The 12,446-nt window shown below is 44.5% G+C and carries 16 protein-coding genes; 2 read left to right on the top strand and 14 right to left on the bottom strand.

Going from position 1 to position 12,446, the window contains the following annotated elements:
• Window positions 1-3 precede the first annotated feature (3 nt).
• Together HMPREF2917_RS08910 and HMPREF2917_RS08905 are read right to left on the bottom strand one after the other, a co-directional pair.
• Window positions 4-321 (bottom strand): thioredoxin family protein, encoded by a 318-nt coding sequence (locus HMPREF2917_RS08910; RefSeq protein WP_070590322.1) that lies wholly within the window; start codon window positions 319-321, stop codon window positions 4-6.
• Window positions 318-608, bottom strand: a complete 291-nt coding sequence (locus HMPREF2917_RS08905) for a DUF4651 domain-containing protein (protein WP_003004245.1) — start codon at window positions 606-608, stop codon at window positions 318-320. The genes HMPREF2917_RS08910 and HMPREF2917_RS08905 overlap by 4 nt, the downstream gene beginning before the upstream one ends.
• 142 nt (window positions 609-750) lie before the next feature.
• On the opposite strand from HMPREF2917_RS08905, the gene pepA reads away from it, so the two are divergent.
• Together pepA and HMPREF2917_RS08895 are read left to right on the top strand one after the other, a co-directional pair.
• Window positions 751-1,815: a glutamyl aminopeptidase gene (pepA, locus tag HMPREF2917_RS08900; RefSeq protein ID WP_031572645.1), complete on the top strand. Its 1,065-nt coding sequence runs from the start codon at window positions 751-753 to the stop codon at window positions 1,813-1,815.
• 446 nt (window positions 1,816-2,261) lie between these two features.
• Window positions 2,262-3,746, top strand: a complete 1,485-nt coding sequence (locus HMPREF2917_RS08895) for a DUF1846 domain-containing protein (protein WP_021154294.1) — start codon at window positions 2,262-2,264, stop codon at window positions 3,744-3,746.
• Between the two features lie 64 nt (window positions 3,747-3,810).
• Here HMPREF2917_RS08895 and folK read toward each other — a convergent pair whose 3' ends face one another.
• The 12 genes from folK to comGC all read right to left on the bottom strand — a co-directional run bounded on the left by folK (window position 3,811) and on the right by comGC (window position 12,444).
• Window positions 3,811-4,620 carry a 2-amino-4-hydroxy-6-hydroxymethyldihydropteridine diphosphokinase gene (gene folK / locus HMPREF2917_RS08890; protein ID WP_070590321.1) on the bottom strand — a complete coding sequence of 270 codons (810 nt, stop codon included), beginning with the start codon at window positions 4,618-4,620 and terminating at the stop codon, window positions 3,811-3,813.
• A 25-nt stretch (window positions 4,621-4,645) separates the two neighbouring features.
• Complete coding sequence (gene folE, locus HMPREF2917_RS08885) at window positions 4,646-5,200, bottom strand: GTP cyclohydrolase I FolE (RefSeq protein ID WP_003019101.1); 555 nt, start codon at window positions 5,198-5,200, stop codon at window positions 4,646-4,648.
• Between the two features lie 8 nt (window positions 5,201-5,208).
• Entirely contained in the window at window positions 5,209-6,519 is a 1,311-nt protein-coding gene (locus HMPREF2917_RS08880) for a bifunctional folylpolyglutamate synthase/dihydrofolate synthase (protein WP_070590319.1), read from the bottom strand.
• Window positions 6,520-7,470, bottom strand: coding sequence for a dihydropteroate synthase (gene folP / locus HMPREF2917_RS08875; protein WP_070590316.1), 951 nt, complete (start codon window positions 7,468-7,470; stop codon window positions 6,520-6,522).
• A gap of 152 nt (window positions 7,471-7,622) precedes the next feature.
• A complete protein-coding gene (locus HMPREF2917_RS08870) occupies window positions 7,623-8,354 on the bottom strand; it encodes a CPBP family intramembrane glutamic endopeptidase (protein ID WP_070590565.1) in 732 nt (243 codons plus the stop codon).
• A 72-nt stretch (window positions 8,355-8,426) separates the two neighbouring features.
• Window positions 8,427-9,620 (bottom strand): acetate kinase, encoded by a 1,194-nt coding sequence (locus HMPREF2917_RS08865; RefSeq protein ID WP_023919646.1) that lies wholly within the window; start codon window positions 9,618-9,620, stop codon window positions 8,427-8,429.
• A gap of 51 nt (window positions 9,621-9,671) precedes the next feature.
• Window positions 9,672-10,625, bottom strand: coding sequence for a class I SAM-dependent methyltransferase (locus HMPREF2917_RS08860; protein WP_070590314.1), 954 nt, complete (start codon window positions 10,623-10,625; stop codon window positions 9,672-9,674).
• Between the two features lie 30 nt (window positions 10,626-10,655).
• Entirely contained in the window at window positions 10,656-11,093 is a 438-nt protein-coding gene (comGG, locus tag HMPREF2917_RS08855; RefSeq protein ID WP_256324272.1) for a competence type IV pilus minor pilin ComGG, read from the bottom strand.
• On the bottom strand, window positions 11,080-11,532 hold the full coding sequence (gene comGF / locus HMPREF2917_RS08850) for a competence type IV pilus minor pilin ComGF (protein ID WP_061455749.1): 453 nt from the start codon (window positions 11,530-11,532) through the stop codon (window positions 11,080-11,082). The genes comGG and comGF overlap by 14 nt, the downstream gene beginning before the upstream one ends.
• A complete protein-coding gene (gene comGE / locus HMPREF2917_RS08845; protein WP_003004353.1) occupies window positions 11,522-11,809 on the bottom strand; it encodes a competence type IV pilus minor pilin ComGE in 288 nt (95 codons plus the stop codon). Before comGE ends, comGF begins: the two co-directional genes overlap by 11 nt.
• Window positions 11,775-12,179, bottom strand: a complete 405-nt coding sequence (gene comGD / locus HMPREF2917_RS08840) for a competence type IV pilus minor pilin ComGD (protein ID WP_003004513.1) — start codon at window positions 12,177-12,179, stop codon at window positions 11,775-11,777. The genes comGE and comGD overlap by 35 nt, the downstream gene beginning before the upstream one ends.
• A complete protein-coding gene (gene comGC, locus HMPREF2917_RS08835) occupies window positions 12,169-12,444 on the bottom strand; it encodes a competence type IV pilus major pilin ComGC (protein ID WP_256324271.1) in 276 nt (91 codons plus the stop codon). Before comGC ends, comGD begins: the two co-directional genes overlap by 11 nt.
• Window positions 12,445-12,446: the final 2 nt, after the last annotated feature.

Here is a 12,446-nt window from a genome sequence, read left to right as displayed (position 1 = left end):
CTCCTATTTTAATCCTGCTAAGAATGCTGTAATCTGCGCTTTGGTTTTCCGATCTCGATTGACAAACCGACCGATTTCCTTATCCTTTTCCAGAACAACCAAACTAGGGATCCCATAAACATCCCAGATTTTCGCCAGATCCATATAGGCATCTCGGTCAAGCAAGATAAAGGTAAATTCAGGATTTTCAGTCTCAATCTCCGGCAAAAAAGGCTTGAGGTAACGACAATCCCCACACCAATCTGCTGAAAAGACAAACACTTTCTTGCCATCTTGCTCTACATATGAAGCAATTTCTTCTATAGAACTCGGTATAATCATAGTTTTTCCTCTTCGTAATGCAAGAGACCATCCTCATAGACAAAGCGGTAATGGCGCTCATCTTCAAAAATGACACCACCTACTAAGCGCTCTTCACTAGACTCGTAGAGTTCCACGTACAGGGTCGCAATCGTCCCCATGGCTTCCATTTGCTCCCGTACTTCTGCTACCAACTCTTCTTGGGTACGGAGACGCTTTTGATCTTTGGCGATTTTATAAACACCGGCCGCAAGAGCTCCTGCACTTGCTACAGCCAGACTAGACAAAATAATTTTTTTAGCTTTCATAGTGCCTATTGTAACACAAAATAAGCAGAGGGACAACGGTCTAGGCTAGATCTCTCCCTCTGCTTTTAGAGACTGATTTCCATAATAACGCTACCATCCTTGTAGAAAAAGTGATAAAATAGCATCAGAAAGAAGGTAACCTATGACTGATTTATTTTCTAAAATCAAAGAAGTAACTGAAATCCCTGCTATCTCAGGTCATGAAGCTCCTGTACGGGATTATTTGCGTCAACAATTGACCCCTCATGTGGACGAAATCGTGACAGATGGTCTCGGTGGGATCTTTGGGGTCAAACACTCAACAGCAGCCGATGCTCCTCGTATCTTAGTAGCTGCCCACATGGACGAAGTTGGTTTTATGATCAGCGAAATCAAAGCTGACGGAACTTTCCGTGTTGTCCCAATCGGAGGTTGGAATCCGATGGTCGTCAGCAGCCAACGCTTCAAACTCTTTACACGTGACGGACGTGAATACCCTGCTATTTCAGGATCTGTTCCTCCTCATTTGACACGTGGAACAGGTGGACCAACCGTACCTGCCATTAGCGACATCGTCTTTGATGCAGGCTTTAGCTCTAAAGCCGAAGCTGAAAGCTATGGGGTCCGTCCTGGAGATACTTTGGTCCCAGATAGCTCTGCGATTCTCACTGCTAATGGTAAAAACGTCATCTCAAAAGCATGGGATAACCGCTACGGCGTCTTGATGGTCAGCGAATTGGCCAAGAGCCTTTCTGGACAAGCCTTAAACAACGAACTCTATGTAGGGGCCAACGTTCAAGAAGAAGTGGGACTGCGTGGAGCCCACACCTCAACCACAAAATTTGATCCTGAAATCTTCCTTGCTGTAGACTGTTCGCCAGCAGCCGATGTCTTTGGAGACCAAGGTGCGATTGGGGAAGGAACACTGCTTCGCTTCTTCGATCCAGGTCACATCATGCTACCAAATATGAAAGATTTCTTGCTCACTACGGCTGAAGAAGCGGGCATCAAATTCCAATACTATTGTGCCAAAGGTGGTACCGATGCAGGTGCAGCACACTTGAAGAACGGCGGAGTCCCATCAACAACCATTGGTGTCTGTGCACGTTACATCCACTCTCACCAAACCCTCTATGCCATGGATGATTTCTTACAAGCGCAAGCCTTCTTACAAGCATTGGTTAAGAAATTGGATCGCTCTACAGTTGATTTGATCAAACACTATTAAGTAGCATCGATCTGAAGCCCCGTAAGGGGCTTTCAGATCGAGGATAAAATCCTCTTAAAAACTTTCCTTAGGTGAGTACGGACGTCTGCGAACTTCTCCGAAGTTCCAAGACTAATTATTGAGCCTGAGGTCTCAATAATTCCGAGTGCCTGAAACTGAGTCGTTTCAGGCACTTTTCTCACAGCGGAAAGTTTAAGTACACCCTGCAATGACCTTAATAGACTACCTCATTTTATTTGTTTAGCATCACTTAGGTTATTTTATGTAAAAAATATGCCTGAACAATCAAATTCTATGATGTCTAACCTCATCTTAGGAAAGTATCTTAGAATATTTTATCTTCCATCTGTTTTCTGATATAATATGAAAGAATGAAATGGTAGGGAACGGAACACTCATCCTTGGATTTGTGTGGTAGACCCTTCCCTTATATACAGGAGTTTTACATGAAAAAACAAGCTTTTAGTTCTGAAAAGTATTTGAACTTGCAACGTGACCACATTATTGAGCGGATCAACCAATTCGATGGCAAGCTCTACCTTGAATTTGGTGGTAAGATGTTAGAAGACTTCCACGCTGCTCGTGTCCTCCCTGGATACGAACCAGACAATAAGATCAAGTTGCTCCAAGAATTGCGCGACCAGGTGGAAATTGTCATTGCTATCAACGCCAACAACATTGAGCACTCAAAAGCCCGTGGGGATCTAGGAATTTCTTATGACCAAGAAGTACTGCGCTTGATCGACAAATTCAATGAATTAGGGATCTTTGTAGGCTCTGTCGTCATCACCCAATATGCTGGACAAGCTGCAGCAGACGCCTTTCGCAAACAACTGGATAAGAGCGGGATCGCCTCTTATCTCCACTATCCGATCAAGGGCTATCCGACTGATATGGACCACATCATCTCTCCTGAAGGGATGGGGAAAAACGACTACATCAAAACTAGTCGCAATTTGGTCGTTGTGACAGCTCCTGGCCCTGGTTCTGGTAAGCTGGCAACTTGTATGTCCAATATGTACCATGACCAATTAAATGGGATCAAATCAGGTTATGCTAAGTTTGAAACCTTCCCAGTATGGAATCTTCCTTTGCACCACCCAGTCAACTTGGCTTATGAAGCAGCGACTGCAGATCTAGACGATGTCAATATGATCGATCCCTTCCACCTCCAAACCTACGGGGAAACGACGGTCAACTACAACCGCGATATCGAAATCTTCCCTGTCTTGAAGCGCATGTTGGAACGCATCTTAGGAACCTCTCCTTATGCTTCTCCAACAGACATGGGTGTCAACATGGTTGGCTTTGCCATTGTGGACAATGACGCTGCGATTGAAGCTTCGCAACAAGAAATCATCCGTCGCTATTACCAAACCATCTTAGATGTCAAAGCTGAACGCGTCGGTGAAGGAGCTGTCAAAAAGATTGAGCTCTTGATGAATGATTTGGGCATTACGCCAAATGATCGGAAAGTAACCGTGCTTGCCCGCCAAAAAGAAGAAGAAACAGGTGAGCCAGCCTTGGCCCTTGAATTACCAAACGGCGAGATGGTAACCGGAAAAACCTCTGATCTCTTTGGCCCAACCGCAGCCCTCTTAATCAATGCGATTAAGAAATTGGCGCATATTGATAAAGAAACCAAATTAATCGAGCCAGAATACGTCCAACCTATCCAAGGCTTGAAGATCAATCATTTGGGTAGCCGAAACCCTCGTCTTCACTCAAACGAGATCCTCATTGCCCTGGCCATTACAGCTATGACCAATGAAGACGCTAAGCTTGCTATGCAAGAATTAGGCAAGTTGAAAGGCAGTGAAGCCCACTCAACCGTGATGCTAACAGACGAAGACAAGAATGTCCTTCGCAAGCTCGGTATCAACGTCACTATGGACCCTGTCTACCAATACGATCGCTTGTATCGTAAATAAATTAAGACAAACAAAAACAATCCCTGCTCGAGGGATTGTTTTTTTATAATGCAAAGAAGAGAAACTATTTGACAGCCTCCCATAATTGGCGAATGGGCTTTCTTTGAACAGGGTCCACAAAATGAGGAGCAATTTCATTCAAAGATTCTAGGACAAAGGCACGTTCTGCCACATAAGGATGCGGTAAGATCAAGCTTGGACTGTAACAAATGGTGTCCTCCATGTAGAGCAGATCTAGATCGATCACACGTGGCCCCCACTTGACCTCACGGACACGCCCCATTTCCTGCTCAATGGCAAGTAAGGTCTCTAGTAAATCCTCTGGGGTCATCCAGGTTTCAACCTCTGCCACCTGATTCAAAAAGGTGTCCTGCTCCACCCCTCCCCAAGGTTCTGTTTCAATCCTTGTGGATGTCTGAAGAAGACGAATGCCTCGATCCTTGATTTTTTCTAGCGCCGTCTCTAGTTGCAGTTGTTTATCTCCCATATTGGTGCCAAGCCCAATAAAGGCCCGTTTTTTCTCCCGTTCGATTGTCACCGAACAAGTCTCTAATGGCAAGGGAACAGGAGCCCAGGGCTTTTTCAACTCCAGACGAACTTTTTCTACAAAGGCATAGCTTTCAAAAATCTTTTGCACCAACTGAAAGGCCACCGTTTCAATCAGATCGATTTTTTCTGCCTGCATCCACTCGGTCAACTGTTCCGCCAAGATCCCATAATGGATCGAAGCTTCCAAATCACCTGTACGAGCAGCACGGGTCATCTCATAATCTACCCATAGGTCTAGGACAAAGCGTTGTCCTAATTCTTTTTCTGCTGGAAAAACACCGTGATAGGCGTATACCTCTAAGTCCTTGATCCGTAATTGATCCACTCTCTTCACCTCTTATAGCCAGCCATTAGTGGCCCATGAGTTTATAGGCTTCATTTTTTAAGTCTTTATCTGTCGCAAGCAGTCCACGCGCAGCAGTTGTCACTGTAGCGGTTCCAGGTTTACGGACACCACGCATGTTCATACACATATGCTCTGCTTCTACCCAGACAAGTGCTCCTTGTGCTCCAAGATATTCCATCAAGGCATCTGCGATTTCTACCGTCAAACGTTCCTGAATCTGTGGTTTTTTAGCGTATACTTCGACCGTACGAGCCAGTTTTGAAAGCCCAGCCACACGGCCATTTGGAATGTAGGCAATGTGCACTTTTCCATAAAATGGTAAAAAGTGATGCTCACACATGGAATGGAAGAAGATATCCTTCTCAACCACCATATTGTTATCAATGATTTCAAATGATTTAGACAGATGCTCTTCTGCTGTCTGCCCTAGTCCTGCAAAGATTTCTTGGTACATCTTGGCAATGCGGGTCGGCGTTTCCTGAAGTCCCTCACGGTTCTCATCTTCACCGACTGCCTCGATGATCATTTTCACTGCTTCTTCAATTTTCTTTGTATCCATATCATCTCCTAGTTGGATTTTTCTGTTTTTAATAAATAAGGTCGTACCTGGCTAAGGAAGTAGAGCGACCCCGTTACAATGAGGAGCTCATCGCCTTTTGCTTGCCAGTTTTGTAGAAACTCTTGCCAATTGACTTCCTCAAGCTGATGGTTTTTCGCAGCAGCTCTTATCTCTTCTTGAGAATAGGCTCTTGGATCTTCAAAAGTCGTGAGGATCAAGCGACTATTTTCTAGTTCCTGCCACTGAATGAGCATCTCTTCTAAGGCTTTGGTCCGGATGCAGGTAAAAAGAATGGTCTTTTTTTGGCCTGGGAACAGTTCCCGAAGACTTGCGATTAAAGGCGCAACGGCGTGGGGGTTATGGGCCCCATCTAGCAAGATCATGGGATTTTGCGAGACCACTTCCATCCGGCCAGGCCAGACGACTTGATGCAAGGCCTCATCCACTAACTCTCTTGACAAGAGTTCACGCCCTTCTCTTTCAAAAAGTACATCACAGATACTGATCGCAAGAGCTCCATTTCTGGCCTGGTGATGACCTAAGAGCGCTACTTGATAAGAGGCTGTTTCTCTTTTAGAACTGTGATAAGAAAATGATTGGCCTGATAGACAAGAGGCTTCTAGCTCAACTTGGTAATCTCTGTCATAGGCTGTTATCGGTGCCTGCTTCTGAATCGCAATACCTTCAATGACTTGGCTGGCTTCTGCTTCTAATTTCCCTAGAACCAGAGGAATTCCTGACTTAATGATGCCTGCCTTTTCACGGGCGATGGAAGCCAGATCTGGCCCAAGAAGGGCGACATGATCCAAGCCAATCGAAGTGATCGCAGTCAGAACAGGCTGACAGACATTGGTACTGTCTAGTCGTCCCCCCATACCGACTTCCATGATCACATAATCCAGCTCCTCGTGAGCAAAATAATCATAGGCGATGGCCGTCATCACTTCAAATTCAGTCAACCCTTGAAAAACAGCCCTTGATTGTTCAGCTTCCAGGAGTTGCTGGTAACTATCCAGGTAGGTTTGCAGGTCTTGATCCGAAATGGCTTCGCCATTAATGGTGATTTGGTCATTGTAATGGATCAGATAAGGAGAGGTAAAGACTCCAACGCGTAAACCTGCCTGCCTCAAGAGTTGGGACAAGGTAGCAATGGTAGATCCTTTGCCATTGGTCCCCGCAACATGAATGACCCGACAGTCTAGGTGAGGATTTCCTCTCAAAGCCAAGAGAGCTTCCATGCGCTCCAAACCGAAATGTGGATCTTGAGAACGATAGGCTTCTAGCCAACGAAGATCCAACTGATGTTCTTTTGTCTTCATTTACTTGTATTGTTTTAAATTGGTATCTGCTGCCTCTTGGGCTTGGAAAATGGCTTGGCCCAGACTGGCTGCCATCTTGTGAAGGGGAATATCATGCACCCGCACCACTTCGACTCCTTGACTGGCTGCAATACTGGTCAAATGGCTCGAAGCCAGGTCCCGATTCCAAAAACCAGTCTCCGTTGCAGGATCTGTTTCAAATCCAGCTTCCTCAATAATATTGACCACAAAACGTTTGCGGGAGACCCCTAGAAAGATCGGATACCCCTTTTGGTGAATCGTCCCGAGTTCTTGTAATAAGAGTAAGTTCTCACGCTTGGTCAAACCAAATCCGATCCCAGGATCCAGCATAATACGATCTGTCTGGACACCGGCTGCTTTCGCTACCTCAAGCGAGCGGTCAAAGAAGGTCCACATCAAGTCTTGAATCGGTTCTTGATCCATCTGTTGAAGCTCTTGCTCTGAAAAGACTGGTTCAAAACCAAAACGTGGAAAGATAGTGGAACTTGGATGATGCGGTCTTGCCATCACTGGATTAAACATGAGAACTGCGCTCGCTTCATGCTCCGCAACCACAGCAGCCATCTTAGGATCTCCAAGAAAACCAGTAATATCGTTGACAATATCAGCTCCAGCTTCCAGCGCTGCCGCTGCCACCTGGGACTTCCAGGTATCCACTGAAATCAAGACATCACTTTCTTTCCGAATGGCTTTAATTACTGGAACCACGCGGTCAATCTCTTCTTGGATCTCCACATAATGACTTCCTGGTCTGGTTGATTCTCCTCCGATATCGAGGATCCGAGCCCCTTCTTGGATCAGTTTTCTCGCCTGCTGCAAGGCTGTATCCACACTCGTATATTTACCGCCATCAGAAAATGAATCCGGAGTGACATTTAAGATCCCACAAAGAAGGGTCCCTTGCCCACTCAGCCATTTATTATCAATCATTTTCGTTCTCCTTTGGTTCCCTTCCTACAGCATGATTGCGAATAAAAGAGGCTAGAACAAGTGTTCTAAACCTCTGAGTCTACTCTCCATACGGATTTCTGACCTTCTGTAGGATGGTTCTGCATCAAAACTCATTGGTACCTACCATTTTATCATAATTTATCATGGAAGAAAACTCTCCATACTGGCAATAAACAAAGGAGTATGACCACCGGATAATAATAAGCCAGCGCATTTAAGGTCATGTGAAGGCAAATGCTATACTCGATCCGCTTGTAGCGATAAGCCACCCAAGTTAAGATCAAGGACATACCTCCGTAAGCTACCCATTCCCCTAGGGTACTCGGTCCATGCAAGTAAGTAAAAAAGAGAGCACCGGCTAGATAACCAATTGGTTCTGCCCCTCGAAAGATCAAACGAGGGATAATGGCCCGACAGAGCAGCTCTTCTAGAATCGGAGCGACAAGGATCACGACCATGCCCATAGCAAGAAAAGGAGCATGAGATTGAAGTTCATTCAGAGCCGCTTGGTTTGCCGTTGTACCACCTGCCTCTTGTTTCAACAAGGGATAGGCGAGCAGATTATTAGCCATCAACAAGAGAAGAAAAAGAAAATTTCTCCCCAGAGCCGGCCAGGTTATGACCCGAACATCTAAGTTCTCCAGAGGGCTCATCTTGATGACCTTATAAAAAACAAAGAACACCGCCACTATCACCAAGAGAGTGAGGATAGTGATCCACCTTTCATCCATTCCTTCTTGAAGGGAATAAACCATAGTGATGAGGGGGAATTGTGAGAGAAAGAATAAGGGCACAAAAAGAAGGAGCCAGAGGGCATTCTTACATAATGGGTGCTCTCGAATAAAAGACTGTATGTTTTTCAATGGACAACCTCTTTCTTGCATAAAATAAGAAGGCTGGGGCTTTCGCCTTCAGCCTTCTCTCTTTTTTTCAGTTTACTGATTTTTGAAACGTTCAACGTCACGCGCAATCACCAACTCTTCATCAGTTGGAATCACCAATACCTTCACACGGGAATCATCTGTAGAAATATCTCCGACAACTCCAAAGACGTTCTTTTCAGGGTCGACCTTGCAGCCAAACCAGCTGATTCCATTGATAATAGAAGAACGAACGTTTACTGCATTTTCACCAATTCCTGCTGTAAAGATGATGGCATCTGCACCATTCAAGACTGCTAAGTATTGACCGATGTATTTTTGCAAACGATCGATAAAGATATCGTAAGCCAATTTAGCTTTTTCGTCTCCATTATGCATCGCTGTATGAATATCCCGCATGTCACTAGAAGATCCAGAAACACCCAGAAGACCGGATTCACGATTGAGGATGCGGCTAATATCTTCAGGCTTATTGAAATCCTCTGTATGTTCCATCAAGTATGGAATAATCGCTGGATCGAGATCCCCTGTACGGGTTCCCATCATGACACCACCTAGAGGTGTGAAGCCCATTGAGGTATCCACAGAGATTCCCTTGTCAACCGCTGTAACAGATACACCATTTCCAACGTGGCAGGTGATCAATTTCAATTCTTCTAATGGTTTTCCAAGAAGTTTAGCAGCTTCACCAGCTACATACTGATGACTGGTTCCATGAGCGCCGTACTTACGGACCTTATTTTCTGTGTAATATTTAGTTGGAAGAGGGTAACGATAAGCTTTTTCCGGCATGGTTGTATGGAAAGAAGTATCAAATACCACAACACTGGTAATATTTGGACAAATCTCTCTAAAGGCACGAATTCCAGCTGCATTTGCAGGATTATGAAGAGGTGCTAACAAAGACAATTCTTCTACTTTTCGAAGGACTTCGTCATCTACCAAGGCAGAATCCTTGAAGTATTCTCCACCAGCAACGACGCGGTGGCCCACACCTGTAATCTCATCGTAGGATTTGATAATATCAAAACGAATCAAATCATCCAACAAAATTTTTACAGCTTGTGTATGGTCTTGGATATCTAATACTTGTTTTTCAGAGCGTCCATCAAATTTAACGGTTGAAATAGAATCCTTCAAACCGATCCGTTCAATCAACCCTTTTGCAAGAACAGTTTCCTCTGGCATTTGGTACAATTGCCATTTCAAACTAGAGCTTCCTGCATTAATAGAAATTGTTTTCGACATATATTCACCTCATTAAGCGTTTTCACTTCCTCTATTATATCAGATCTTTGATCAAATTTCACTATCCTTTAACCAGTTTTGGAAACTTTCCATAAAGTGAACCACCTGGTCTTGATCCTGGAGATCGGTAAACGGATAGACAAAGGGCTGAACAGACTCTTCTTCTTGTTTTCGTAGGACGAAAATCGTCTTAGCATAGGCGGGATTTGAAAAAAGAGATTCTGGCAAGGTCAGCATGGCAAGGATTTGAGCCTTGTCTTTTAGCCAAGCTTTCAACAGATCACTCTGAGGGCTCGTCAAGAGGTTATTTGGAGCTAAAAAGATGGCTACTCCTTGAGGTTTCAGGTATTTCAGAGCTTGTTCCATCATGAGGTGATGGGCATAGGTATGGCCTTCGGGGCTCGCTACCTGATAGCGCTGTGCAATCGCATCATCTGGATAATAGCCAATCGGTAAGTCGCTAACGATCAAGTCACTTTCTTTCAACACTTGTGGACGCACCGCGTCGCCTTGTGCAAAGACAACACTGGACTCCATCACGTCTGCGATACTAGCAGATAGGTCAATCAAAAGATCATCCACTTCCAATCCTAAGTAATCAATCGTGAGGCGGCTATTATTGACAATGGTCTCAGCGAGATTTCCGGTTCCACTTCCCACTTCTAAGACATCCAGTTGGTCGCTTTTAGCCAACTGATCGATCAAAAATGTAATGATAAAACCAATCGCATCTGGTGTGAACTGGTGATTCGCTTGTAAAGGCTCTGTCTGAGCAGCTTTCATAAAAAGGAATTGGTAGGCTCTGCGCCATTCTTCCTTACTTAAACCTAGTTCTTTTAATTTTTTGCTATTGTTTTTAACAATGTCTAGATCTGTCTTGCCATCCAAATACATGGCATTCTGTTCAATCAAGGCGTCATAAAAGTTGGTCGACAATTCATTTTGAATACTTTGAGTGTTTTCTAATAGATAGGTATAGGCTTGTTCAATTTTTTCGAAATTCATGATTTCCTCCGCACCCTATCATACCAAAAATTAGTCTTTTTCGCTATTTTCTGATGGTTCCTTGGTCTCGTTCAGCGTCTCTTCAGAAGGCGTTTTGCTCCCTGCCTTCTCCTTATCTTTCTGTGTCTTCTTCTTTTCTTTTTGGCTCTTCTTACTTTCTTTTTCTTCCCTTACTGGAAGGACAAACTCATAGCTTTCGCCATTCATCTCAGCTTGGGCATGAAGAAAACCAGTATCCTGCCTTAGCTGAACGGTTCCAGATTTTAAATGAATCTCTGATGTCTTCTCATCACTCTTTCTCTTTTCAAGAGCCAGTTGTACCAAAGCGTAGGCTCGAAGGCGATCTTGACTCGTCTTTAAGATCCGTCTCTCCGCAACCTGACGGTGCAGGTAAAACTGAAGTAAGAGACTAAAAATCGCTGCCATCAAGAGGGCGTAGAGCAAGACACCAGCCTTAACTTTTTTCATTTTGCATCGCTGGTACCACATGGTAGACATACTCCCTTTCTAGACCTTCTTCGAAATTCAACCGCAGATGAATCAACTCTCCCTCCTGCCAAATTTGGCTAGAGCGAACCCCTGAAATCATAGGCTGATAGCCCCTGCCCTTATCATCTGTTTTTCGGATATCATCTCCTTTAGATTGACCAATGGCAATTGGTTTTTGATCCTGAACCAAGTAGATATGATTGTCCGCTACTTTTTCAAAATGGCTCCGGTCCAATTCCACCTGCAATTGTTGCTGAAAAAGTATCCATTCTTCCTGCTTTTGATGCGCCTGGTAGTCCAATTCAGCATGCAGGAGCTTGGTCAAGCCTTGAAAGACTAACACTCCCCCACTAAGCACCAAGAGAGCGACCAAGGCTTCGAGCAGGGTAAAGGCCTTGACCTTTCCTTTATTCCACATGCAGTACCACCTTTCCTTGATGATAGACCGTGAGTTGATCGGCATCTTTTTCGACTTGAACCTGAATGCCATTGGCCTCTAGATGATTTTGCCCTGTCTGAAGCGCCATTTGAGCGACAGATAAGACCTCTACCTCTTTGAAATCCGCTAGTCGCTCCTTGCGCGAACGCCGGATCTCCCCTAACAATAAGGTCGTAATCATGGCAAATAAACCCAAGGCAACTAAGGATTCTATAAGAATACTAGCGGGAACGGATGCTTTTTTTAATTTTCCCATTTCCAAGCGACAGTTGATAGGTCACCACTCCTCTCTGTGTCTGAAAGTGAACATTGGCCAGGGATGAATTGCCACCTGCACGGTCTAAACGAATAGTTTTAGGATCTTGCAAAATGACAGAATCAGGAATCTCCACCGTCTGGTAGGGCGTTTGAATCTTCCTTGCAGTCACTTCAACATCCAATTCCGTTTGCCTTGCCAAGGCTATCTTTTGGCTTTCTTGATAGAGGTGTTCAAACTCTGCAAAAAATACTTTTTCTTCCACCTGCTGAAAGCTCGTCTTGATCGATCCCGATAAGCCCAGATAAATAAAACTAACGATCATCAAGGTCAGAAGGGTCTCCACCAAGGTGAAGGCCTTAATCTGCAACCGCACGAGTTTCTCCACTATTTTTCGCATAATAGGCACGATAAGATTCTGCTTGTTTGTTGGTAATATTTCCATCAGCAATTAGCTTTGATAGAGTGGCTTGATCATTGGTATGATTGAGCTCATACAATTCAGCCTGACTTTCAACCACCTTCACAACCGCTGCATTTCCTGTCTCTTTCACGGAGTCTTTTTGCTTGGTCAAATTCGGCACAAAGAGCAATAAGAGCACACTGATGATCAATAAGACCACCAACATTTCAATAA

Source organism: Streptococcus sp. HMSC061E03, assembly GCF_001813505.1.
In the GTDB taxonomy this organism is placed as follows: Bacteria; Bacillota; Bacilli; order Lactobacillales; family Streptococcaceae; genus Streptococcus.
This window is presented reverse-complemented; position numbering and strand designations above follow the sequence as displayed.

Coding starts and splice junctions, on each gene's coding strand:
- HMPREF2917_RS08910 (WP_070590322.1), bottom strand. CDS start 321: ATGATTATACCGAGTTCTATAGAAGAAATTGCTTCATATGTAGAGCAA.
- HMPREF2917_RS08905 (WP_003004245.1), bottom strand. CDS start 608: ATGAAAGCTAAAAAAATTATTTTGTCTAGTCTGGCTGTAGCAAGTGCA.
- pepA (WP_031572645.1), top strand. CDS start 751: ATGACTGATTTATTTTCTAAAATCAAAGAAGTAACTGAAATCCCTGCT.
- HMPREF2917_RS08895 (WP_021154294.1), top strand. CDS start 2,262: ATGAAAAAACAAGCTTTTAGTTCTGAAAAGTATTTGAACTTGCAACGT.
- folE (WP_003019101.1), bottom strand. CDS start 5,200: ATGGATACAAAGAAAATTGAAGAAGCAGTGAAAATGATCATCGAGGCA.
- HMPREF2917_RS08880 (WP_070590319.1), bottom strand. CDS start 6,519: ATGAAGACAAAAGAACATCAGTTGGATCTTCGTTGGCTAGAAGCCTAT.
- folP (WP_070590316.1), bottom strand. CDS start 7,470: ATGATTGATAATAAATGGCTGAGTGGGCAAGGGACCCTTCTTTGTGGG.
- HMPREF2917_RS08865 (WP_023919646.1), bottom strand. CDS start 9,620: ATGTCGAAAACAATTTCTATTAATGCAGGAAGCTCTAGTTTGAAATGG.
- HMPREF2917_RS08860 (WP_070590314.1), bottom strand. CDS start 10,625: ATGAATTTCGAAAAAATTGAACAAGCCTATACCTATCTATTAGAAAAC.
- comGG (WP_256324272.1), bottom strand. CDS start 11,093: ATGAAAAAAGTTAAGGCTGGTGTCTTGCTCTACGCCCTCTTGATGGCA.
- comGF (WP_061455749.1), bottom strand. CDS start 11,532: ATGTGGAATAAAGGAAAGGTCAAGGCCTTTACCCTGCTCGAAGCCTTG.
- comGE (WP_003004353.1), bottom strand. CDS start 11,809: ATGGGAAAATTAAAAAAAGCATCCGTTCCCGCTAGTATTCTTATAGAA.